This is a genomic window from Aeromonas sp. MR7 (genome assembly GCF_963899385.1).
Lineage (GTDB): Bacteria > Pseudomonadota > Gammaproteobacteria > Enterobacterales > Aeromonadaceae > Aeromonas > Aeromonas bestiarum.
Window position 1 is genome coordinate 734,178 of sequence record NZ_CAWQXH010000011.1, and the last position, 22,809, is coordinate 756,986.

The 22,809-nt window shown below is 59.3% G+C and carries 17 protein-coding genes and 1 other RNA gene; 12 read left to right on the plus strand and 6 right to left on the minus strand.

All coding sequences use genetic code 11. The annotated features are described in order from the left end of the window. Positions 1-182: 182 nt before the first annotated feature. The 3 genes from AACW87_RS08350 to emrD all read left to right on the plus strand — a co-directional run bounded on the left by AACW87_RS08350 (position 183) and on the right by emrD (position 2,941). On the plus strand, positions 183-638 hold the full coding sequence (locus tag AACW87_RS08350; protein WP_043136820.1) for a hypothetical protein: 456 nt from the start codon (positions 183-185) through the stop codon (positions 636-638). Between the two features lie 190 nt (positions 639-828). Further along, on the plus strand, positions 829-1,491 hold the full coding sequence (locus AACW87_RS08355; protein ID WP_098984373.1) for a glutathione S-transferase family protein: 663 nt from the start codon (positions 829-831) through the stop codon (positions 1,489-1,491). A gap of 250 nt (positions 1,492-1,741) precedes the next feature. After that, positions 1,742-2,941, plus strand: coding sequence for a multidrug efflux MFS transporter EmrD (gene emrD / locus AACW87_RS08360; protein ID WP_043136815.1), 1,200 nt, complete (start codon positions 1,742-1,744; stop codon positions 2,939-2,941). A gap of 194 nt (positions 2,942-3,135) precedes the next feature. Here emrD and ssrS read toward each other — a convergent pair. After that, positions 3,136-3,318, minus strand: a non-coding RNA gene (gene ssrS / locus AACW87_RS08365) — 6S RNA. 16 nt (positions 3,319-3,334) lie between these two features. Continuing rightward, on the minus strand, positions 3,335-3,667 hold the full coding sequence (gene zapA, locus AACW87_RS08370; RefSeq protein WP_042865847.1) for a cell division protein ZapA: 333 nt from the start codon (positions 3,665-3,667) through the stop codon (positions 3,335-3,337). Between the two features lie 173 nt (positions 3,668-3,840). Between zapA and AACW87_RS08375 the strand changes: the two genes are divergently transcribed. The 7 genes from AACW87_RS08375 (at position 3,841) to AACW87_RS08405 (ending at position 16,913) form a co-directional block, all read left to right on the plus strand. Beyond that, positions 3,841-4,410, plus strand: coding sequence for a UPF0149 family protein (locus AACW87_RS08375; protein WP_042034443.1), 570 nt, complete (start codon positions 3,841-3,843; stop codon positions 4,408-4,410). A gap of 203 nt (positions 4,411-4,613) precedes the next feature. Beyond that, a complete protein-coding gene (gene ubiH / locus AACW87_RS08380; RefSeq protein WP_241324714.1) occupies positions 4,614-5,837 on the plus strand; it encodes a 2-octaprenyl-6-methoxyphenyl hydroxylase in 1,224 nt (407 codons plus the stop codon). A 100-nt stretch (positions 5,838-5,937) separates the two neighbouring features. Next, positions 5,938-7,173 (plus strand): FAD-dependent 2-octaprenylphenol hydroxylase, encoded by a 1,236-nt coding sequence (locus AACW87_RS08385; protein ID WP_241324715.1) that lies wholly within the window; start codon positions 5,938-5,940, stop codon positions 7,171-7,173. A gap of 415 nt (positions 7,174-7,588) precedes the next feature. Continuing rightward, positions 7,589-8,686, plus strand: a complete 1,098-nt coding sequence (gene gcvT / locus AACW87_RS08390) for a glycine cleavage system aminomethyltransferase GcvT (RefSeq protein ID WP_241278187.1) — start codon at positions 7,589-7,591, stop codon at positions 8,684-8,686. Positions 8,687-8,779: 93 nt separating this feature from the next. Continuing rightward, on the plus strand, positions 8,780-9,169 hold the full coding sequence (gene gcvH, locus AACW87_RS08395; RefSeq protein ID WP_241324716.1) for a glycine cleavage system protein GcvH: 390 nt from the start codon (positions 8,780-8,782) through the stop codon (positions 9,167-9,169). 285 nt (positions 9,170-9,454) lie between these two features. After that, positions 9,455-12,331, plus strand: coding sequence for an aminomethyl-transferring glycine dehydrogenase (gene gcvP, locus AACW87_RS08400; RefSeq protein ID WP_241324717.1), 2,877 nt, complete (start codon positions 9,455-9,457; stop codon positions 12,329-12,331). Positions 12,332-12,584: 253 nt separating this feature from the next. Continuing rightward, on the plus strand, positions 12,585-16,913 hold the full coding sequence (locus tag AACW87_RS08405) for an ATP-binding protein (RefSeq protein WP_241324718.1): 4,329 nt from the start codon (positions 12,585-12,587) through the stop codon (positions 16,911-16,913). An 81-nt stretch (positions 16,914-16,994) separates the two neighbouring features. Here AACW87_RS08405 and panB read toward each other — a convergent pair whose 3' ends face one another. Together panB and AACW87_RS08415 are read right to left on the minus strand one after the other, a co-directional pair. Further along, positions 16,995-17,843 (minus strand): 3-methyl-2-oxobutanoate hydroxymethyltransferase, encoded by an 849-nt coding sequence (panB, locus tag AACW87_RS08410; protein WP_241324719.1) that lies wholly within the window; start codon positions 17,841-17,843, stop codon positions 16,995-16,997. Between the two features lie 28 nt (positions 17,844-17,871). Beyond that, positions 17,872-18,489 carry a LysE family translocator gene (locus tag AACW87_RS08415; RefSeq protein WP_241324720.1) on the minus strand — a complete coding sequence of 206 codons (618 nt, stop codon included), beginning with the start codon at positions 18,487-18,489 and terminating at the stop codon, positions 17,872-17,874. A 327-nt stretch (positions 18,490-18,816) separates the two neighbouring features. On the opposite strand from AACW87_RS08415, the gene AACW87_RS08420 reads away from it, so the two are divergent. Next, complete coding sequence (locus AACW87_RS08420; protein ID WP_241324721.1) at positions 18,817-19,269, plus strand: Lrp/AsnC family transcriptional regulator; 453 nt, start codon at positions 18,817-18,819, stop codon at positions 19,267-19,269. Between the two features lie 171 nt (positions 19,270-19,440). On the opposite strand, the gene AACW87_RS08425 is transcribed toward AACW87_RS08420, so the two are convergent. After that, the gene (locus AACW87_RS08425) at positions 19,441-19,686 is read right to left on the minus strand and encodes a hypothetical protein (RefSeq protein ID WP_043136802.1); all 246 of its coding nucleotides are present in this window, start codon (positions 19,684-19,686) and stop codon (positions 19,441-19,443) included. A gap of 118 nt (positions 19,687-19,804) precedes the next feature. Between AACW87_RS08425 and AACW87_RS08430 the strand changes: the two genes are divergently transcribed. Next, positions 19,805-21,097, plus strand: coding sequence for an MFS transporter (locus AACW87_RS08430; protein WP_241324722.1), 1,293 nt, complete (start codon positions 19,805-19,807; stop codon positions 21,095-21,097). An 87-nt stretch (positions 21,098-21,184) separates the two neighbouring features. On the opposite strand, the gene ahpF is transcribed toward AACW87_RS08430, so the two are convergent. After that, complete coding sequence (gene ahpF, locus AACW87_RS08435) at positions 21,185-22,777, minus strand: alkyl hydroperoxide reductase subunit F (RefSeq protein WP_241324723.1); 1,593 nt, start codon at positions 22,775-22,777, stop codon at positions 21,185-21,187. Positions 22,778-22,809: the final 32 nt, after the last annotated feature.

Genomic DNA, 22,809 nt, shown 5'->3' on the forward strand with positions numbered 1-22,809 from the left:
TAAAGAACGGGGGATAAAAGGACGCGGTATAATACCAGTCTTTTCGATAATGGCAACCGTTATACGCCTTCTCCCTGACCTTGGCGACTGCCAGATCTGACGGCTCCAATATAGGCTTCTTTTGGTCTAGTCTTATGGCAGCAGCCGAATAACAGGCTGCATTGAGCATAGGGACGTGGATCATGAATCTGTCATTAGTCAGTCAAAAACCGTCGGCAGCGAGCACTCAAGGGCTGCTGGCTGCCTTGAGAGCATCAACCGGATATGGCGACTACTTCAACGAGGTGAGCATTGCCCAGCCATCACAGTGGCAGCCGGGCAAAGAAGAGGCGGCCATACTGCTGCTCGATGGCGATACCCCCTGGCCCGAGTTTGCCTGGCAGCGCAGCGGCGAGACGTTCGGCTTGCCGGTATTGCCGCTGCTGATGCGCGGCGGGGATGAGACCCTCACCATTCAGGGGCCGGATGTGCGGGATCCGCGCTTCTATTTTGTCTCCAACGGCATAGTACTGGACGAATCCGAGCTGGCCGATCCCGCCTGCAGCAGAGTGCTGTTGAGCAAGCTTGAGTCCTACTTCCCGCTGTTGTCCCGCCTCATTTTACTGCGCCAGCGCCAACCCGTGGGGCTGTGCAACTAGCGTTTCTCTTCCTGCTTCCGGGCTGTTCAAGCGGCGCAATATTTGTCATAACTGACCCGTATTGCGCCGCTTTGCCATGCCGGAGCCGGGAAAATGTCCGCATGGCGTCTATCCCGTTGTCTTTACCTGTCTGGCATAAGCACAGCAGTGATCGTGTCTGTGCCAATGTGTGGATCACAAGGAGTTCATGATGATCGATTTTTATACCGCAGCCACCCCCAATGGTTTCAAGGTGGCGATCGCCCTCGAAGAGCTGGGACTGCCCTATCGGGTGATCCCGCTGGATTTGTCGGCGCTGGATCAGAAAACCCCCGCGTTTCTGGCCATCAACCCCAACGGACGCATCCCGGCCATCGTCGATCGGGATAACGGTGACTTCGCCGTGTTCGAGTCCGGCGCCATCCTGCTCTATCTGGCAGAGAAGGCGGGCAGGCTGTTGCCGCAGGATCCCAAGCGTCGTTCCCAGGCCATCCAGTGGCTGATGTTCCAGATGGGCGGGGTCGGCCCCATGATGGGGCAGGCCAACGTCTTCTATCGCTACTTCCCGGAGAAGATCCCGGCCGCCATCGAGCGCTATCAGAAGGAGGGGCGCCGCCTGTTCGAGGTGCTCGACAGCCACCTGGCACAGCACGAATACCTGGCCGACGAGTACAGCATCGCCGACATCGCCACCTGGCCCTGGGTGCGCATTCATGACTGGAGTGGCATCTCCATCGAGGGTCTGCCGCATCTGCAAGCCTGGATGGCGCGCATGGCAGAGAAACCCGCCTGCCAGAAGGGGATCACCATACCGCCACGCAACGAGACACCGGAGGATCTGGTCAAGCAGGCCCAGCAGATGGTAACGCGTTGATTTTTATTGCTGACGGGGCAAATTGCCCCGTTACATTAGAAAAACTAGGGAAAGCTGATTACAAAGATTCGTTCGTTTTTCGTGATCTGAATCACTAAGATCACGCCAAGCCAAGGGAGTGTCCTGCTCCCGGCCGGTGCGGGTTCTCCGCCTTGTATTTTCACCTTTGATTGACTCTGTTTTTTTGGATCCCCTCTGCAGGTTTCTGCCAGGGGTGCGGCAGCTTTTTGATGATTTGCGGGACTGAGATATGTATCGGCACAGTTTTTACCCTCTGTTTTTTCTGACCATCCTGATGGTCGCCGTGGGCCAGATGACCCAGACCCTGTATGTGCCCTCCATTCCCATGATGGCGGGGGACTTCAACGTGGCCTCCGGCCAGTTGCAGGCGGTGATGGCCTGTTACCTCATTCCGTACGGGCTCTCCCAGTTTGTCTATGGCCCGCTGTCGGATCGCATCGGTCGTCGTCCTGTGCTGCTCATCGGCATGATGGTGTTTCTGGTGGGGACCCTGACCATTCAGCTGATCCCGAGCTTCACCGCGCTGCTGGTGGGCAGCCTGATCCAGGGGATGGGCACGGGTGCTGGCGGTGCCATGAGCCGGACCGTGATGCGCGATCGTTACAGCGGCGCCGAACTGAACCGGGCCAACAGCCTGGTGAGCATGGGGGTGATCTTCTCCCCGCTGCTGGCCCCCGTACTGGGTGGCTGGTTGACCGAGCTGTTCAACTGGCGCGCCGGTTACTGGTTCCTGTTCGGCTTTGGTGCCGTGACCACCCTGGCCCTGCTGGCCTGGTTTGGTGAAACCCTGCCGCAGGCGGCTCGTCAACAGCCGCTGCGGGTCGGCGCCGCCTACCGCCACGTGCTGGGCAATCCGCGCTTTCAGGGCAATCTGCTCTGCCTGATGGCGACCTTCGCCGGTCTGGCGGTGTTTGAAGCGGCGGCCGGCGTGCTGCTCGGCGATGTGCTCAAGCTGAGCGCCCGCACCGTGAGCGTGCTGTTCGTGTTGCCGCTGCCCGGCTACCTGTTCGGCGCCTGGCTCTCCGCCAAGCTGAGCTTCCGGCTGAGTCAGGGCAAGCTGATGCGCCTTGGTATCGTCTTCCTAGCGCTGGGGTCACTGATCATACTGTTGCCTGGCTTGTTCGGCGTGGTGAGTGCGGCCTCGCTGGTGGGCGGTGCGGCCGTCTACTTCATCGGTAGCGGCATCCTCTATCCGACCGCCACCTCCTGCGCCATCGAGCCCTTCCCGGGGCAGGCGGGCACCGCCGGCGCCATCCTGGGTGGCATGCAGAACCTGGGGGCGGGGATAGTCACCCTGCTGGCGGCCTGCTTCCCGATGGAAGGCCAGGTGACCCTAGGGGCCATCATGACGCTCATGGTCCTGCTGGTGGCCCTGAGCTTTGCCTGGCTGCGCCACCACGGCTCGCCGCACGAGCAGATGGCTGTCTGATCGCCTCGTGACAGTGACAAGCCCGCCCTCGCCGGCGGGCTTTTTATTGGCTCGATGCTGGGTGTCGTGGGGGCCTGGGCTGGGGGAGAAGTAGGGGATGAACCTGAGCAGACAAGGATGAGCTGTCGCGCTTGGCATCTGTAAACGGGAGGCAAAGAAAAAGCCCGTCATCGTGATGACGGGCTTTTTGCTGTTGGTACCCCGGAGATGCCGTTGCCGGTTTGGGCCCTTGAACCGTAGGTTCAAGGCGGGAATCGAATCTGACCGCAGGCTTCTCGGTCGTGCCGAGCATGCGCAATAGCCAGAAGGCCGATCCCCTGGTGGGTATGATTATCGGCTCGGGGACTTGAACCGGCTGACGCACATCCCAGGGAATTTTAAAACGGTGCGCGATTAGGGCTGCAGGCCCTCGCCGCTGGATTCGCCATACTGTCCGTGCTCGATCAAGGCCGCTTCTATGGTGCGTTGCAGCATCTTGATCCGCTTGTCCATGGTCTCAGAGTATTGGTGATTCTTCTCTTTTTCAAGGCAGAGCTCATGGCAAAAATTGAGCGCTGCCATGATCGCCAATTGCTCGTTGCTGGAGACCTTGGAACGTTGACGCAGCTCGATGAGTTTGTCAGTCAGCTGGTCGGCGGCCTGGCGCAGGGCATCCTGCTGTCCCAAGGGACAGGATACCTTGTAGGGACGTCCCAAAATGACGATTTCTACGGCCTCTGTGCTCATGCCTTCCTCAATACGGCGGTGCTGATTTCCGCCTTTATCCACGTGGACAACTGGGCGGGACTATATAGCGCAGATGCAGAAGTTTCAAGGCCTTGCTGGCTCTGGAAGGGGGAGAATGCTAGGATCCTGACCATTAATTTTGCATATTTGCCTGAACTTTGAGCGGATCTTCGATGAGCAAAACGAACCCCCTGAAATACACGGCCGTGGCCGACCTGATGGAACAGCATGAGCTGATGGCAACGGCGGTGGAGGCCCATGGCGTGATCTGCGGTCTCGTCTGCGGTGGCGTGGCACTGGATGACAAGAGCTGGCTGCCGCCCTTCAACGATCTGGTCAACGACGGTTTCGGCTTGCCGGCCCCGGTGCGCCAGGTGATGACAGATCTCTATCACGAGATAGTCGAGAGCCTGATGGCCCAGAAGGGCGTCGAGCTGCTGCTGCCAAGCGATGAGGCGCCGCTCGATGAGCGCATCGATTCGCTGGTGGACTGGTCACAGGCATTTCTGGCCGGGTTTGGCGTGGTGCAACAGGAGCTTTCCAGGGCGTCCGAAGAGTTGCAGGAGATGATCCAGGACATCGCCAGCATCACCCAGGTCTCTGCCGAGTTCGATCAGGAAGACGACGAGAACGAAGCCTCCTTCCTGGTGCTCTACGAGCATGTACGCCTGGGGGTCATGATGACCTTCGAGGAGTTTGGCAAGCGTCCCGATACCCCGATCGCGCCGCCGACCCTGCACTGATCGCCCCTGCGACAGAAACAGCAAAAAACAAAGCAGAGCGCCCCGGTGGCGCTCTGCTTTTATCCGGCCGTATGGGGGAGCCAGCTCAGCATTTTTTCAACCAGATCATGGTCGTGACGCCGTTTTTTGCCCGTGGCCTCGCATCCCGGCCCCCCGCTTTGTGATAGCATGAGGTCACGTTCCCAGCTTCTTCCTCTCATCTCATGTCTCAATCTGATCTGGTTCACGTCGACGTGGCTATCGTCGGCGGTGGAATGAGCGGTGCCGTGCTGGCGCTCTCTCTTGCCGCGTTGCGAGGTGCCGACGGCGAGCCCCTGCAGATCCTGCTGCTGGAGGCGAGCGCCCCCGAGCTCAATGCCCATCCGGGCTTCGATGCCCGCGCCATCGCGCTCTCTGCTGGCACTTGCGAGGCGCTGGTCCGTCACGGGCTCTGGCCTCGCTTCGCCCCTCACTGCTCCCCCATCACCCAAATCCATGTCTCGGATCGGGGCCATTTCGGCCAGGCCAGCTTGTCGGCGGCGGAATATGGTCTGCCCGCGCTCGGCCAGGTGATCGAGCTGTCGGCGGCTGGCATAACACTGCAGCAGGGGATGGCGGCCTGCCCCCACATCCATATGCTGTGCCCGGCCCAGCTCTCGACCATTGAGCCGCTTGAGGAGGGCGTGACCCTGACGCTGGCCGGTGGCGAGCGTTACCAGACCCGGCTGCTGGTGGCGGCCGATGGCGGCCACTCCTTCGTGCGCCAGCACTTCAAGATGGCCGTCACTCGTCACGACTTTGAGCAAAGTGCCATCATAGCCACGGTCAAGACCGCCGAGGATCCCGCCGGGCGGGCGTTCGAGCGCTTCACCCAGGGGGGGCCGCTGGCCTTGCTGCCGATGCAGGATGGGCTCTCCTCCCTGGTGTGGAGCGTCGGGCGGGAGCAGGCGGATGAACTGATGGGGCTGGATGAGGCCGCCTTTCTCGCCCGGTTGCAGCAGGCGTTTGGCTGGCGGCTGGGCCGTTTCGAGCGATGCGGCCAGCGCCACGTCTATCCGCTGGTACAGACGGCCACCGACTACCCGCTGGCCCAGCGCACCGTGCTGGTGGGCAATGCCGCCCACCTGCTGCACCCCATCGCCGGGCAGGGCTTCAACCTCGGTATGCGCGATCTGGACCTGCTCACCCAGGCGGTTGCCGGCGCGCTCGCGGCGGGGGAGGACATAGGCAGCTTTGCGGTGCTGAACGGTTACTGGCAGCTGCGCAAGGAGGATCAGGCCCGGACCATCTGGCTCACCTCCTCGCTGGCCCAGCTCTTCTCCAATGGCCACGATCCGCTGGTGGCGGGCCGCAACCTGGCGCTCTCCCTGATGGGACGGCTGACTTGCCTCAAGGCGCCGCTGGCCTCCCGTACCCTGGGGTTTGTGGCCGACCTGTGCCGTAAATGAGGGGCGCCGCCCACCCGCGGCGGTCAATCGCGAATTGAAAGGGGCTATGCCAACGGGCGTCCCCTGCTGACCCGGCGGTCAGCCACGAAAGGAACAGATGATGCAGATGCAAAATGTGGATGTGGTGATTGTGGGGGGCGGCATGGTGGGCCTGGGGCTCGCCGCCGCGCTCAAGGAGAGTGGCCTCAAGATTGCCATCGTGGAGGGGCAGTTGCCCGAACCCCAGCTCGGCGACGCGCCGGACAACCGGGTCAGTGCCCTGAGTCTGGCCAGCCAGCGCATCTTGCAGCAGGTCGGCGCCTGGGCCGGGATAGAGGCGCGGCGCCTGCAGCCCTACGAGAAGATGCTGGTGTGGGAGCAGGACAGCTTCGGCCAGATTGGCTTTGATGCCGCCAGCCTGCGCCAGGGGGCGCTCGGTCACATAGTCGAGAACCGGGTCATCCAGCTGGCACTGCTGGAGGCGATTCTTGTTGGCAATGCAGGGGATGCAGACAACATACAGCTGCTGAGCCCGGCCCGGGCCGCCAGCCTGCAAAGTGGCGAGGCGGGGTCGCTCCTGCTGCTGGACGATGGCCGCGCGTTGTCGGCCAAGCTGGTGGTGGCCGCCGATGGCGCCCACTCCTGGGTGCGCCGCCAGGCGGACATTCCGCTCACCAGCTGGGATTACGGCCATCACGCCCTGGTGGCGACGGTGCGCTGTGCCGAGCCCCACGAGGCGGTGGCCCGCCAGATCTTCACCCCCGATGGCCCGCTCGCCTTCCTGCCCCTGTGGCAACCGGATCTCTGCTCCATCGTCTGGTCCGTGCCCGCCAGCCGGGCCGAGGCACTGTGCGCCTGCGATGACGAACAGTTCAACCGCCAGCTCACCACCGCCTTCGATGGCCGGCTGGGGTTGTGCAAGGTGGAAGGGGCGCGCAGCGCCATCCCGCTCACCGCCCGCTATGCCCGCGACTTCGCTCGCGAGCGGCTGGTGTTGGTGGGGGATGCGGCTCACACCATACATCCGCTGGCGGGGCAGGGAGTCAACCTGGGCCTGCTGGATGCGGCGGCGCTGGCGGAGCAGATTGTGCAAACGCATCGTGCCGGTGGGGACATAGGTCTGCTGGCCAACCTGCGCAGCTACGAGCGCTGGCGCAAGAGCGAGGCGGCCCGCATGCTGGCGGCCATGGAAGGGCTCAAGCGGCTGTTCAGCGGGGCCAATCCCCTCAAGAAGCTGGTGCGCGGGGTGGGATTGTGCGCCTTCGACGCGCTGGCGCCGCTCAAGCAGGGGGTTATCCGGGCTGCCATGGGGCTCGATGGCGAACTGCCCGCCCTGGCCAAGGGTGAAAAAATCTAATACTACTCAGGTTTTTTTACAACAAAACTAATCTGACGAGGCTGATGACCTATTTTGGGCATCAGCCTTTAATCTGGGTGGCAGGCGAAACGTTTTTCTTCAAATTGTGACGAAACGGTAAAAATCGAAATTTAATCTCGTGTGAGTCGCTGTTCGACTGTTTTTATCACTGTTTTTACCTTAGTGTCTGGGGTCTGTTTACTGGCGGTGGATTAGTTTTTTTTGAGCGGCAGGCTCGCCCGCTTGTCATATAATCCGCTGCGTTCAAGGAATCACTCTTGCCCCGCGGGGCTGGAACGAGCACAGACTCCAGCCGTCTCTTCTCTTTCTGTTGCACAGGCGATTGCATGTCCTGTTGGCTGTCAGGGGAGGGCGGATTGCGAGTGTTGTCGCGAACGCTTAAGGAAACACAGCGATGATCCAGACTACAGTACTGCATCCCAAGCACCTGGAAGCCGGCGCCAAAATGGTGGACTTCCACGGTTGGGAAATGCCCATCAACTACGGCTCCCAGCTGGAAGAGCACCACGCGGTGCGCACCGATGCCGGCATGTTCGACGTCTCCCACATGACCATAGTCGACTTGACCGGCGAACGGGTCAAAGCCTTCCTGCAACACCTGCTGGCCAACGACGTGGCCAAACTCACAGTCCCGGGTAAGGCCCTCTACAGCGGCATGCTCAATCCGGAAGGCGGCGTCATCGACGACCTCATTACCTATTATCTTGGCGATACGTTTTACCGCCTGGTGGTGAACTCCGCCACCCGCGAGAAGGATCTGGCCTGGATCCGCCACCATGCCATCGATTTTGCCGTGAGCGTGACCGAACGTCCCGAGCTCGCCATGATCGCGGTGCAGGGCCCCAACGCCAAGGCCAAGACGGCCAAGGTGTTCACTCCTGAGCAAAATGCGGCAGTGGAGGGGATGAAGCCCTTCTTTGGCGTGCAGGCGGGGGATCTCTTCATCGCCACCACAGGCTATACCGGTGAAGACGGCTATGAAATCGTGGTGCCGCAAGAGAAGGCGTGCGACCTGTGGCAGGCGCTGCTGGACAACGGCGTGGCCCCCTGCGGGCTGGGCGCGCGGGATACCCTGCGCCTCGAAGCCGGCATGAACCTCTACAGCCAGGACATGGACGAGAGCATCAGTCCGCTCGCCGCCAACATGGCCTGGACCCTGGCCTTCGAGCCTGCCTCCCGCCAATTCATCGGTCGCGCCGCGCTGGAAGCACAGAAGGCGGCGGGCACTCAGCCCAAGCAGGTCGGTCTGGTGATGGAAGAGAAGGGGGTGCTGCGTGCCGGCATGCCGGTCACCTTCACCACCGCCAGCGGCGAGAAGCGGGAAGGTGTGATCACCTCGGGTTCTTTCTCGCCGACCCTGGGCTACAGTATTGCCCTGGCGCGGGTGCCCCGCGACATCGGTGAACAGGCCGAGGTGGAGATCCGCAAGAAGCTGGTCACCGTCAAAGTCACCAAGCCCGCTTTCGTGCGCAACGGCCAGAAGCTGGTGTAACAACCCCATTGCGGCGAAGGGGCTGCCCTTCGCCAGTACCCCTTGTACGCGGTCCAGGTACAAGTGATCCAAGTGAATAAGAAGGAAGCACAAATGAGCCATATCCCGAGCGAACTGAAATATGCCACCTCCCACGAGTGGATCCGTGTTGAAGCCAACGGCGAGGCCGTGGTCGGTATCACCGAGCACGCCCAGGATCTGCTGGGAGACATGGTGTTTATCGACCTGCCGGAAGTGGGCAAGCAAATTGGCGCCGGTGATGACTGCGCCGTGGCCGAGTCGGTCAAGGCCGCCTCCGACATCTACAGCCCGGTGAGCGGTGAAATCATCGCCATCAACGAAGAGCTGGAAGGCAGCCCGGAACTGGTCAACTCAGACCCCTACGGCGCCGGCTGGCTGTTCCGCATCAAGCTGGACGACGCGGGCGAGCTCGCCAACCTGCTGGATGACGAAGGCTACCAGAACCTGGTGGACGAAGAGTAATGCCCCCGGGCCCTGCCAACACAGCAGGGCCCCTTTGTATGACCGCCAGCCGGGCACACGCCGGCCGGTGGAAGGGTGAAGTCGCCCGCGCCTGCCGTTTGCCAGCCTGGCCTTGCCAGGGGGCAAGCGGGCCGGTACGCAACAAGGCGATCCCCTGTCGATGCTGGGGCAGCATCCGGTGCCGCACCCAGCCTGCGGGACCCAGAACATGAGTGGAGTCGGTATCAGCCGGCCATCAGGAACATCAGGTCTTGGTTATCAGGACTTAATACCAGGAATAGGGAAATGACCCAGTCACTGTTTGAACTCGAGCAAAAAACCGATTTCATCCGTCGCCACATAGGCCCGGGTGAGGAAGAAGTGCGCGCCCTGCTGGCCATAGTGGGCGCAGAGAGCCTGGACGATCTGATTGAGCAGACGGTCCCCGCCGCCATTCGCCGGCCGGGCCCGCTCGGCATCGGCGCCCCCATGACGGAAGTGGAGGCACTGGCCAAGCTCAAGGGCTACGCCGCCCAGAACAAGATCGCCAAGAGCTACATCGGCATGGGCTATCACGACACCCATGTGCCCCACGTCATCCTGCGCAACGTGCTGGAGAACCCGGGCTGGTATACCGCCTACACTCCGTATCAGCCTGAGCTGGCCCAGGGCCGTCTCGAAGCCCTGCTCAACTTCCAGCAGCTGACGCTGGACTTGACCGGCATGGATCTGGCGAGTGCCTCCCTGCTGGATGAAGCCACCGCCGCCGCCGAAGCCATGGCGCTGGCCAAGCGCATGGCCAAGTCCAAGTCCCATCTCTTCTTCGTGGCCGATGACGTGCACCCCCAGGTGATCGACGTGGTCAAGGAGCGCGCCGTGCACTTTGGCTTCGACGTGGCCGTCGGCCCCGCCAGCGAGGCGGTGAGTGAAGAGGTGTTCGGTGCCCTGTTCCAGTACCCCACCACCACGGGTGAGGTGAAAGATCTGCGTGCCCTGATCGCCGCCGTGCAAGCCCAGAAAGGGCTGGCCTGCGTCAGTGCCGACCTGCTCTCCCTGCTGCTGCTCAAATCCCCGGGTGAACTGGGGGCCGACGTGGTGTTCGGCTCAGCCCAGCGCTTCGGCGTGCCCATGGGTTACGGTGGCCCCCACGCCGCCTTCTTCGCCACCCGCGATGCCTACAAGCGCTCCATGCCGGGCCGCATCATAGGCGTCTCCAAGGATGCCCGCGGCAAGGCCGCCCTGCGCATGGCGATGCAGACCCGCGAGCAACATATCCGCCGCGAGAAGGCGAACTCCAACATCTGTACCGCCCAGGTGCTGCTGGCCAACATGGCGAGCTTCTACGCCGTCTACCACGGTCCTGTGGGGCTGAAAACCATCGCCTCCCGCGTTCACCGTCTCACCAGCATCCTGGCGCTGGGGCTTAAAACCAAGGGCCTGGCCCTCAAACACGCCAGCTGGTTCGATACGCTCACAGTGCTGACCACGGGCAAATCAGCGCTGATCGCCAAAGCCGAAGGGCTCGGCATCAACCTGCGCGCCGATCTCGATGGTGCCGTGGGCGTGTCGCTTTCTGAAACCACCACCCGCGCCGATGTGGCCGAGCTGTTCGATCTCTTCCTCGGCAAGGGCCACGGCCTGGATGTGGAGGCGCTCGACAAGGCGGCCCAGACCCATCACGGCATACCGCAGGATCTGCTGCGCACCGATGCCGTGCTGACCCACGAGGTGTTCAACAAGTACCACTCCGAGACCGAGATGCTGCGTTACATCCACCGTCTCGAGGCGAAAGATCTGGCGCTCAACTACGCCATGATTTCGCTCGGTTCCTGCACCATGAAGCTCAACGCCACCGCCGAGATGATCCCGGTGACCTGGCCCGAGTTCGGCAAGCTGCACCCGTTTGCGCCGCTGGCCCAGGCCAAGGGCTACCAGCTGCTGCTGGCCGACCTCGAAGACTGGCTGGTGAAGGTGACAGGTTACGATGCGGTCTGCATGCAGCCGAACTCTGGCGCTCAGGGTGAATACGCGGGCCTTCTGGCCATCAAGAAGTACCACGAGTCCCGTGGCGACGGTCATCGCGACATCTGCCTCATACCGGCTTCCGCTCACGGCACCAACCCGGCTTCCGCCCAGATGGCGGGGCTGCGAGTCATAGTCACGGCCTGTGACAAATCGGGCAACGTGGATCTCGACGACCTGCGCGCCAAGGCCGCCGAGGCGGGGGAGAAGCTTAGCTGTCTGATGGTGACCTATCCTTCCACCCATGGGGTGTACGAGGAGACCATCAAGGAGGTGTGCGACATCGTTCACCAGCACGGTGGTCAGGTCTACCTCGACGGCGCCAACATGAACGCGCAAGTTGGGCTGACGGCACCGGGCTTTATCGGCGCGGACGTCTCCCACCTCAACCTGCACAAGACCTTCGCCATCCCTCACGGCGGTGGCGGTCCGGGCATGGGTCCCATAGGCGTGAAGAAACACCTGGCACCCTTCGTGGCCGGTCACGCCGTGGTCAAGACCGACAAGGAGAGCCGCAACAACGGCGCCGTGTCGGCAGCCCCGTTCGGTTCGGCCAGTATCCTGCCCATCAGCTGGATGTATATCGCCATGCTGGGCGACGAGGGGCTCAAAAAATCCACCCAGGTGGCCATCCTCAACGCCAACTATCTGGCCAAGAAGCTGGGTGAATCCTTCCCCGTGCTCTATTCCGGACGCAACGGCCGGGTGGCCCACGAGTGCATCCTGGATATACGCCCGCTCAAAGAGGCGTCCGGCATCAGCGAGATGGACGTGGCCAAGCGGTTGATGGACTACGGCTTCCATGCGCCGACCATGAGCTTCCCGGTAGCGGGGACCTTGATGGTCGAGCCGACCGAATCTGAATCCAAGCGCGAGCTGGATCGCTTCGTTGAGGCCATGACCGCCATCCGTGCCGAGATAGCCAAGGTGCAGGACGGCCACTGGAGCCTGGCCGACAACCCCCTGGTCAACGCGCCCCATACCCAGGATGACGTGATGGACGAGCAGTGGAACCGTGGTTACAGCCGCGCCGAGGCGGTCTTCCCGTCCGACGCCGTGCGCGCCGCCAAGTTGTGGCCGTCGGTCAACCGCATCGACGACGTCTACGGCGATCGCAACCTGTTCTGCTCCTGCATCCCCACCGAGGATTACGCCAAGTAATAGCGGCGCAGAGTGAACGCGGGCCAGTTGCCCGATAAAACCAAGGCCACCCCAGCGGGTGGCCTTGTTGTTTGTAGAGGTGGTCGTGAAGTTTGCGCTGGTACAAAGAATCAAACCTTTGTGTCTATGGAGGTAGGAAAAGTGCGATTTATCGCACTCAATTCTCGTAAGATATCGTCTATCACAATAGGTTTTGGTCGCGTATCGGCATCGGCCATTTATTCCTTAATTAAACAAGATCTAATTAATCGCCATGATCGAACGTACTTTTCAAGACATACCTGAAGACCAACTTTTTAATGCTGACAAGCAGCAATTTCTCGTCCAGATGGGTTGGTCGGGTGGCTCAACTTGGAAAGAGCTACTGCGTTCAAAGCGTGTAGTGCTTATCTCGGAGGCGGGGGCTGGTAAGACCTACGAGTGCCGTGATCAGGCTTGCCGCCTGGTTGCTGCTGGTGAAGCCGCATTTTTTGTTGAGCTAGCCAGTTTGGCATCAAATGATCTTCGGGATCTGCTGGGCTATGAAGATGAAACACGTCTGGATATGTGGTTAGCATCGCAGTCTGGAGTCGCTACTTTCTTTTTGGATTCTTATGATGAGCTTCAACTTACCCGAGGTTCTTTCGAACAAGCGCTAAATCGTTTTGTAAAAGGTATTTACAATCAATTGGGGAGAGTGCGAGTGGTAGTAACTACTCGTCCAATCCCATTTGATGCACAGCTCGTTCACAGCAAGCTGCCCATTCCACTACAGACCAAGTCTCAATCGAAAGAAGCACAGGAAGAAGAGTTCGCCAGAGTGGCATTGCGTAAACATCTCACAGCGCCAACCAGCAAATCGGATAAGGATACTGCTCCTGATTGGCGAACCGTGGCTCTGATGCCACTATCCGATCTGCAGATTGTCGAGTTTGCAGGCATGCAAGGGGTCAAAAATGCTGATGATTTGCTGAGGGATATAAAGAGGCGCCACGCTCATGAGTTTGCCAGACGTCCTCAGGATCTCATCGAGCTTTGTGCCGATTGGCATGCACAACAGCATATTCGTACCCACTGCGAACAAGTTGAAGCCAATATCCGCATCAAGCTCAAACCTCGGGATAGGGAAGATAGAAGTGAGCTTACCGAACTCTCAATAGATAAGGCAATCGAGGGGGCGAGCAGGCTTGCATTGGCGATGTGGCTGACCCGCCGTTTGACAATTCGCCACAGTGCCAAAGCGGATAATGTTCAGCAGGATGAAGCCGCGCTGGATCCAGCAATTATCTTGTCAGATTGGACGCAAGATGAGCGGAAAACATTGCTGGAGCGACCGCTATTTGGTTTTGCCTCATATGGTCGCGTGCGTTTCCACCATCGATCGGTTTCAGAGTTTCTTGCTGCCAAGAGGTTGCAAGCTATGAGAGATCGTGGGATGTCATTGCGGGCTCTCAAGCGACTGCTGTTTACTGAAACTAAGGGGAAAACTATCGTCTTTCCCTCGAAGAGGGCTATTTCTGGTTGGCTTGCTCTCTTTAATGACGATATTTTTCAGGCGGTTCGTGAAAATGAACCGGAACTTCTACTTGATGAAGGCGACCCCGCATCACTTACCCTCAACCAGCGTAAACAGGCGCTCAGGGCTTATGTTGAGCGTTATGGGAAAGGTGGCTGGCGCGGTTTGCAGACCCCTTATATTCAAATTGAGCGTTTCGCCGACCCGGAATTGGCTGATGAAATCAGTCAGCTTTGGGAGCAAGGAGTCGAAAACCCTGAAGTTCGCCGTACTCTACTGGGTTTAATTGAACAAGGCTCTATCAGTGGATGTGCTGATATTGCGTACTGTATTGCCTGTAAACCTACAGCTCGGGATATTGAGCGAATTGTTGCCATTCAAGCACTGGTTGCGATTAATGATCCCAGATTGCCAGAGATTGCGACTGCCATGGTTTACCAGCATCCACAGTGGCCCGACAAAGTGGTACGTGAAGTTGTCATAGATCTGTTTCCAGATCATCTATCCGCATCACAGCTTTGTCAGATACTTGGTTGGTTGCAGTGGAAAAAACGGACAGTCAGTAGCCTTAGCTGGCGATTGCCGTCACTTATTAATAATGAGCGACTTGAGTTGCCACAGTTGGAGGTGTTGCGGGATGGACTGGTTGTGCTCATTTCAAATGGACTGAAATGGCGACAAGATAAGTGGCCACATATGGTCTCTTCTCACCAACATCTGAGCAGTGCTCTGGCTGCAATCTGTGTTCGCGGGCTCGATCTCAACCGAGATAACCAGTGGTTCCACGCCAGTGTACTTGCTCTACGCTTGCATCAGCAGGAATACGATGATGGTAAGAGTCATAACGCCTTGACTGAGAAATTAAGTGAGTTTGATGCTCAGAGTAACAAGCTCATTTTTTGGGCAATGGATACCTTGATACAATCCCTTCATTTGTTCGAAGACTCATGGAAACGATTGGTTGAGACTATTCCATATGATTCTCCCATTAAGCTCACGGTTGAACGGGATCGTGCTTGGGTTATTAGTGGTCTAGAGGATAAATATAACTCTTTAATTGAACGCCAAATGCTACTGCAAGTCGCATTTTATTACTTGCAAGAGCCAGTAGTGAGCCTGAAACCACTGATTACAGATCAACCGAGCCTGCTTGCTTTTATTGAAGATAAAATGAAACCTTCTGATTTTGTAAAAGAGCAGGCAAAGTGGGCAGCCCAAGAGGCCGAGCAGCGTCAAAAAAGAGAGAGAAAAGAGGCGAAGAATCGAGCTGGTTGGATAATGTTATGGCGTGAGATTATAGATCATCCAGATAGCGTATTTTCAGCGGAGCGCTGTGAAAATACGGCATGGAATCTATTCAGAGTGATGTGTAATGCCTACGATGATAGTGATTCGTCTGGTTGGAATCGTCAATTCATTGAGTCCACATTTGGTAAAGATGCAGCAGATCGCTTGCGTAGTGTATTGATGACGTGTTGGCGTAAACATCACCCCACACTGACCTGTGAAAGGCCAGAAGACCAGCGAAATACATATCTGGAGATATGGCGACTAGGTTTGGCTGGCGTGTATGCAGAGGCAGAAGATCCCGACTGGGTGAATAGGTTGACACCTGAAGAGGCGATGCTGGCTGCTCGATATTCTCTGGTTGAGCTTAATGGATTGCCAAAATGGATAGAGGGGTTAGCTGCGCATCACCCATTAGCTGTTGAAGGAGTATTGGGCAAAGAGCTTGCTGGGGTACTCGATACAACACCAAATGAAAGTATTCATTCCATGATATTGCAGCGAATCCGCTATACGTCTGAACCTGTGGCTAGATTATTTCTTCCGCGTCTTGTCACATGGTTGATTGAGATTGATGTTAAGGTGGGGGATGAATCAGGTCTATCGGGATTGATACTGCGTCTGTCTCAGGTAATTGAACTGATTTCGAAATATGGAGATGATGAACAGAGAACGCAGTTACGTGTTGTTGCCCAGAAAATGTTAAATAAAGAGCTTGCTGAACCACTGATGTTGGTTTGGTTACCGACCTTAATCCAGCTAAATCCTGAGTTAGGCCTTGATGCGCTTGAAAATCAACTAAAGGACGTTGAGCCAGCAGCTAGAAGCAAGGCTGTTACATGGTTTAGTGCTCTTTTTAATGAGCGCCGTGATGGATTAAGTCTAAGACATGAATCCTTCACGTCACAACAATTGCTCCGGCTTTTACGTTTGGCTTATCAGCATGTCAGGCCAGAAGATGATGCCGAACATGAAGGTAGTTTTACGCCAGATGTACGGGATGATGCTGAACATGCCCGTAATGCTGTCGTAAGCGCTCTGTTCGATGCAAAAGGCGAGGAAGGATGGAAAGCAAAGTTGGCAATGGCAAGCGACCCACTCTTCAGCCATATCAAGGATCGTATTTTGGCGGTGGCTCAAGAGGCATTAGCTCAGGAAGCTGACTCAGTCTTATTAAATGAGCAGGAATGTGTTGAGCTTGACAAAAAAGGTGAAGCACCACTCACAACAAACTCAGCCATGTTTGCTTTGCTACGTGACCGTTTGGTCGACCTTGATGAACTGCTAAAAAGTGATGTTTCGCCACAGGAGGCATGGGCGAAAATTGATCAAGAACGAATCATGCGCCGCGAGATCGCGCGCGAGTTACAGCATGCAGCCAATGGCATATATAAGGTGGATCAAGAGTCAGTGACCGCCGATGAAAAGGAGACCGATATTCGCCTTCGTTCGACGGCTTCTGCATATGAGACAGTAATTGAGTTGAAACTTGGCGATAATCGCTCGGCTCGAGACCTGCGTGACACGATCGAATCTCAATTGGTAAGAAAATACTTGTCGCTTGAAACTCGCCGATCCGGCGCATTACTTATCACCTTGTCCAAGGTGCGGGACTGGGATCATCCTGATAGCGGGGAAAGAATCGGTTTAGAAGAGCTCAAGGAGCTGTTGGATGATGAAGCCAGACGTGTAGAGCGGGAAATGGGAGGTGCAGTTTCATTGACCATACACGTGCTGGATCTCAGGCCGAGGCTACTGACAGAAAAGCAGTCTCGACCTAGGAAGGTGAAGAAGTTATAAGCCCCGCGCAAAATCACCGCTTTTTCAAACTTGGTCTGGAACTGGTTTCAGTGATAATTGGTTTTCAGCCAGTTTTTTGCCTCAGAAGCTGTGTTTGGGGCCAGGGAAGGAGCCGGTTTCAACATCGGCGGCGTAGTCACATGCCGCCCGGTGCAGCAGGGTGCGCATGTCGGCGTACTGCTTGACGAAGCGTGGCAGGCGTCCGGTGCGCAATCCCGCCATGTCTTGCCAGACCAGCACCTGGGCATCGCAGTGGACACCGGCGCCTATGCCCACTGTGGGGATGGCGACCGCCGCCGTGATTTTCTCGGCAACCTCGGCCGGCACCATCTCGATGAGCAGGGCAAAGGCACCGGCGGCTTCGAAGGCGAGGGCGGTATCGATCAGCCGCTGGGCATCCTCGCCTCGTCCCTGGACCCGGTAGCCACCGAGCTGATGCTCAGCTTGCGGGGTGAAGCCGATGTGGGCCATGACGGGGATCCCTGCGCTCACCAGTTTTTCCACCTGGGGCAGCATCTGCTTGTCGCCTTCGAGCTTCACGGCATGGGCCCCGCCTTCCTTCATGAATCGAACCGCCGTATGGAAACATTGTTCGGCCGAGCCCTGATAGGAACCAAAGGGGAGATCCGCGATCACCAGGGGGCGGCGGGTGGAACGGGTCACGGCCCGTACCAGCGGGATCAGTTCGTCCACCGTGACCGGAAGCGAGGTTTCGTGGCCGTAGACGTTGTTGGCGGCGGAATCGCCAACCAGCAATACCGGGATCCCTGCCTCTTCAAAAATGGCGGCGGTATACATGTCGTACGCGGTCAGCATGGCCCACTTCTGACCAAGCACCTTCATCTGCTGAAGATGTGGGACTCGGATGCGGGAGATGGCCTGGCCGGGGGTAGCGCCTTGACCGTAAGGGGAAGCTTGTTCACTCATCATGAGGGTTCTCACAGGGTTGGGATGACATTCAGGCGATCACCCTGTCTGCGAACAGGAGCGTCGCAATGGCGATCATGGCCGCGCCGGACAACTGGCTCACCCTGAGTGCCGCCCGCGGGCGGGTGGTCAGTATGGCCTGGGCGCCATAGCCTACCAGCAGGTAGACGATGGCGCAGCTGGCGATATGTACCAGGCCCAGCGCCATCATCTGCATCGGCAGCGACCAGGGAGCGGCGGGATCGGTGAACTGGGGCAGCAGGGCCAGGAACAGCAGGAAGACCTTGGGATTGAGGCTGCTCACGCAGATGCCCTTGAGGGTCCAGCTATGCCATGCCCCCGGCCCCGGATCCTGGCTGCCACCCGGCATGGCGGGGTGAATGAGCAGCTGAATGCCCAGCCAGAGCAGGTAGGCCGCCCCCATCAGGGTGAGCAGAGTGAGTGCCACCGGATGGCTGGCCACCAGGGCGCCCACCCCGGCGGCCACGATCAGGATGGCGATCAGGTGGCCGAGCAGCAATCCGGTCACGGCGGGGATCACGACCCGGCCGCGCATGCCGGCCGAGATCGCATAGGCCCAATCCATCCCGGGCGTTATCACGAACAGGATGGAGACAGCCCAGAAGGCGGCAAAGATTGCTGCTGTCATGAGGATCTAGCCTCTTGCCAAGCTGAAACGGCTGTCATGCGAGGGCCGCCTGCACCTGTGCCCTTGGCCGGCTCGGCCGGTGGGTGCCCTGGCGCGTTGTGCCTGTTCTGCGGTTGCCGGCATGCCCCCTGATTTCCCGTCATGGCAGCGCCATCAAGGGAGCTGCAACGTTGCGATCTTTCCATCTTCTGTCTCTCCTGTTCCGATTGCATAGGTGCGGTTGAAATTGCCCCCATCACCATTCGATTGAAAAGAATATCCTCGAGTGATTAGAATGTGCTGTCTAATATTTGCGTTAAATACCGATATAAAGGGAATATCTTCCAAATGGATAAGGTTGATCGCAGTATCCTTGCCGAGCTCCAGTCAGACGGGCGTCTTTCCGTCACCGAGCTGGCCGAGCGGATCGGGCTTAGCGTCTCGCCCTGTCACCGGCGGGTGCGTGCCCTCGAAGAGACGGGGGTGATCAGGGGATATCGTGCGCAGCTCGACCCCGCCAACCTGGGTCTGAACTTTTCCGCCATCGTGTTTGTTACCCTGAGAGAGGGGGATCGTCAGGCCGTTGCCGCATTCGAGCAGGCCGTCATGGCGATCCCTCAGGTCATCCAGGCGCAGCGGCTGTTTGGTGATCCCGATTACCTGTTGAATGTCATTACCCGGGATCTTCCCGCCTTCCAGCGCTTGTATGATGAGCAACTGTCGGCCCTGCCCAGTGTTCAGCGCCTCACCTCGACCCTCGTCATGAAGAGCGTGGTGCAAGAGCGGCCGCTGCCGCTATGAAGGGGAGGGGGATAGCCGCCGTTCATGATGCCAGCCGAAGGCCGATGTGCCGGGACGTGCAGCACAGCCCGGATTGTTGCCAGTAAAAAGCCCCCGCCAGTTGGCGGGGGCTTTTTCTTTGTGAGTCACATGCCGTTGCCCCGTATCGGGCAACCTCAGCCTCTGGCTGCGTCAGGATTTGGCCGGTGCGAGCAGGGCTAGGGCTTTGGCCAGGGTATCGACGGATTCCTGATGCTTGCCCGCCTTGTGCAGTGCCTCGCCTTCGGCGCGCAGCTGCTTCACCTCGGCCAGCTGCTCGGCGCTGAGGGCGGGGCCTGCGGCGAGGGCATCATCGATCTTCTTCATGTCTGCAGGGCAGTGAAACGCGAGGGCACTGCCGGCAAAGAGCAGGCCAATCAATAACAGGACAGGTTTCATCTTGGTTACCTCAATGGTGGGTCTCATCAAGGATAGTCCGGCCGTGGCGGGGCCGGTTGGGTTGAAGTGGGCGGGAAGCAAACGGTACCATGGCTGTTTAGCCCTACAGGGAGACCCCATGACACTCACAAGGTTGTTGTCACCCTTGGCCAGTCTGGTGATATTCATTCTGGGCCACGGCATGTTCAATACCCTGCTGACGGTGCGACTCTCGGCCGAGCAGGTGTCGGTGCAGGCCATCGGCCTGGTGTCGGCGGCCTATTTCGGGGGCCTGGTGCTGGGGGCCTTCATCAACGCCCGCCTCATCATACGGGTGGGCCATATCCGGGCCTATGCGGCCTACGCCTCCCTGCTCTGTTTCCTGTTCCTGCTGCACGGCATGGTGGTGGAGCCCATCGCTTGGGCGGCGCTGCGGCTGGTGGGGGGCTTTGCCACCGGCGGCCTCTTCGTGGTGCTGGAGTCCTGGATGCTGGTCTCCAGCACCCCGGCCAACCGGGGACGGCTGATGTCCCTCTACATGATACTGCTCTACGGATCCCTGGCCATGGGCCAGTTGCTGCTCAAGTGGGTGGATCCCATGGTGTTGACCCCCTTTGCCCTGTGCGCCATGGCCGCCACCCTGTCTGTGGTGCCGCTCGCCCTCTCCCGGGTGGCCACCCCTGCCATGGTGGCGCCCCAGCCGGTGGGGGTGCTGGAGCTTGTTCGGCTCACTCCGGCGGGGATGGGTAGCAGCTTCACCTCGGGCCTCATTCTCGGGGCCATCTACGGCCTGCTGCCGCTCTACTTTACCGACAGCGGCGCCTCGCTCTCGCGGGTGGCGGACATGATGGCGCTGGTGATCCTGGGGGGCATGTGCCTGCAATACCCCATAGGGCGGATGTCTGACCGCTATGACAGGCGGCTGGTGATCCTGCTGCTGTGCGCAGCGCTGACCCTGCTCGCCCTGCTGATGGTGCTGCTGCCCGAGGGCTGGCGCGAGCCGATCGCGGGGGCCCTGGTGTTCCTGCTGGGAGGGATGGCGTTTTCCATCTATCCCTTGAGCCTCAGTCACGCCTGCGACGAGCTGCGCCCGGATCAGGTGCTGGGGGCCAATCAGGGGCTGCTGCTCGCCTACAGCCTGGGGGCCATGATAGGGCCGCTGCTGGCCCCCTTCGTCATGCTGCAGTTCGGGTCAGAGGGCTTGTTCGTCTACTTCGCCCTGTGCGGCGCCCTGCTGGCGGGCTATCTGGGCTGGCGCAGGCGGCAGCGGGCGCCCATCCCCCTGGCCGAGCACCAGGTGTTCATGCCGGTGCCGCCCAATACCCCCATGACGGCCGAGCTGGAGCCGAGAACGGATCTGGCGGGAGAGGCTGTCCCTGCCAGCTATGCCACACCTGAGTCGCCCGGACCGCAGGATATGAAGGCCGGCTAGCGGTCGCTGAATCACGCGGATAAAAAAAAAGCCGGCTCCAGGGAGTCGGCTTTTTATTGGCAACGGGGACTATTTGCAACGGGCCTATCAGGCGGTCACGGCATCGGCCTTGGCGGATGTCTCGGTGGCGTCCGGCGCCGCATTGCGGATGAGGTAATCAAATGCCCCCAGCGCAGCGGTCGCTCCTGCGCCCATGGAGATGATGATCTGCTTGAACGGCACAGTCGTGGCGTCGCCTGCGGCATAGACGCCGGGCAGGGAGGTCGCGCCCTTGGCATCGATCTCGATCTCGCCGAAGCGGGTCAGTGCCACTTCACCCCCCTTGAGGAACTCGGTGTTCGGCACCAGGCCTATCTGGACGAAGATACCGGCCACCGCCAGGTGCTTGATCTCGCCGGTGGTGCGATCTTCGTAATCCATGCCGACCACCTTGCTGCCGTCACCGATCACTTCCGTGGTGCGGGCGCTCATGATGATGTCGATGTTGCCCATGGAGCGCGCCTTCTTCTGCAGCACCTCGTCGGCGCGCAGGGTGTCGGCGAACTCCACCACGGTGACGTGCTCGACGATGCCGGCGAGATCGATGGCCGCTTCTATGCCTGAGTTACCGCCACCGATCACCGCCACCCGCTTGCCCTTGAAGAAGGGACCGTCACAGTGCGGGCAGTAGGCCACGCCCTTGGTGCGGTATTCAAGTTCGCCCGGCACGTTCAGATCACGCCAGCGGGCACCGGTCGCCAGGATCACGGCGCGGCTCTTCAAGGTGGCGCCGGAGGCCAGCTCCACGTTGACGTAGCCATCCTTGCTGATGGCGGCTGCGCGCTGCTCTGTGATCACTTCCACGCCGTACTGCTTGACGTGCTGCTCCAGACTGGCAGCCAGCTTGGGGCCTTCGGTGTAGGTCACCGAGATGAAGTTCTCGATACCGACCGTGTCCATCACCTGACCACCGAAACGCTCGGCGACGATGGCGGTGCGAATGCCTTTGCGAGCGGCATAGATGGCAGCCGCGGCGCCAGCCGGGCCACCGCCCACCACCAGCACGTCGTAAGGCGCTTTTTCATTGAGCTCTTCAGCCTTGCGTTCTGCGGCGCCAGTGTCGAGCTTGGCCACTATCTCTTCCAGCGAGATGCGACCCTGGCTGAACGGTTGACCGTTCATATAGACGTTCGGCACCGCCATTATCTGGCGTTCGTTCACTTCATCCTGGAACAGGGCGCCGTCGATCATGGTGTGGGTGATGCCGGGGTTCAGGGTCGCCATCAGGTTCAGCGCCTGCACCACGTCCGGGCAGTTGTGGCAGGAGAGCGAAATGTAAGTCTCGAAGTGGAACTCGCCCTTCAGGTTCTTGACCTGCTCCAGCACGGCCGGATCGGCCTTGGAGGGGTGACCACCGCTTTGCAGCAGGGCGAGCACCAGGGAGGTAAATTCATGACCCATGGGGATACCGGCAAAATGAACACGCGGGGCTTGGCCCTTGGGCGCGACGCTCATGGAAGGCTTGCGGGTATTGGTGCCAGAGGTCTGGGTAATCTTGGGGGACATCTCGCTGATCTCTGTGGCCAATGCCAGCAGCTCTGCGGATTTGTCACTGTCATTGCCGGACACGCTGATCTCGATGGGATTGACGATGTACTGCAGATAGGTGTTCAGCTGTTGTTTGAGGTTGGTATCCAACATCTTCGAATTCCTTCTTTTGATTGCGGGTCGGC

Bases quoted from the DNA above. Each gene is read 5' to 3' on its own strand.
- AACW87_RS08385 (WP_241324715.1), top strand. From the start codon at position 5,938: ATGCAGATGCAAAATGTGGATGTGGTGATTGTGGGGGGCGGCATGGTG.
- gcvH (WP_241324716.1), top strand. From the start codon at position 8,780: ATGAGCCATATCCCGAGCGAACTGAAATATGCCACCTCCCACGAGTGG.
- gcvP (WP_241324717.1), top strand. From the start codon at position 9,455: ATGACCCAGTCACTGTTTGAACTCGAGCAAAAAACCGATTTCATCCGT.
- ahpF (WP_241324723.1), bottom strand. From the start codon at position 22,777: ATGTTGGATACCAACCTCAAACAACAGCTGAACACCTATCTGCAGTAC.
- panB (WP_241324719.1), bottom strand. From the start codon at position 17,843: ATGATGAGTGAACAAGCTTCCCCTTACGGTCAAGGCGCTACCCCCGGC.
- zapA (WP_042865847.1), bottom strand. From the start codon at position 3,667: ATGAGCACAGAGGCCGTAGAAATCGTCATTTTGGGACGTCCCTACAAG.
- gcvT (WP_241278187.1), top strand. From the start codon at position 7,589: ATGATCCAGACTACAGTACTGCATCCCAAGCACCTGGAAGCCGGCGCC.
- emrD (WP_043136815.1), top strand. From the start codon at position 1,742: ATGTATCGGCACAGTTTTTACCCTCTGTTTTTTCTGACCATCCTGATG.
- AACW87_RS08375 (WP_042034443.1), top strand. From the start codon at position 3,841: ATGAGCAAAACGAACCCCCTGAAATACACGGCCGTGGCCGACCTGATG.
- AACW87_RS08430 (WP_241324722.1), top strand. From the start codon at position 19,805: ATGACACTCACAAGGTTGTTGTCACCCTTGGCCAGTCTGGTGATATTC.
- AACW87_RS08405 (WP_241324718.1), top strand. From the start codon at position 12,585: ATGATCGAACGTACTTTTCAAGACATACCTGAAGACCAACTTTTTAAT.
- ubiH (WP_241324714.1), top strand. From the start codon at position 4,614: ATGTCTCAATCTGATCTGGTTCACGTCGACGTGGCTATCGTCGGCGGT.
- AACW87_RS08415 (WP_241324720.1), bottom strand. From the start codon at position 18,489: ATGACAGCAGCAATCTTTGCCGCCTTCTGGGCTGTCTCCATCCTGTTC.
- AACW87_RS08355 (WP_098984373.1), top strand. From the start codon at position 829: ATGATCGATTTTTATACCGCAGCCACCCCCAATGGTTTCAAGGTGGCG.
- AACW87_RS08425 (WP_043136802.1), bottom strand. From the start codon at position 19,686: ATGAAACCTGTCCTGTTATTGATTGGCCTGCTCTTTGCCGGCAGTGCC.
- AACW87_RS08420 (WP_241324721.1), top strand. From the start codon at position 18,817: ATGGATAAGGTTGATCGCAGTATCCTTGCCGAGCTCCAGTCAGACGGG.
- AACW87_RS08350 (WP_043136820.1), top strand. From the start codon at position 183: ATGAATCTGTCATTAGTCAGTCAAAAACCGTCGGCAGCGAGCACTCAA.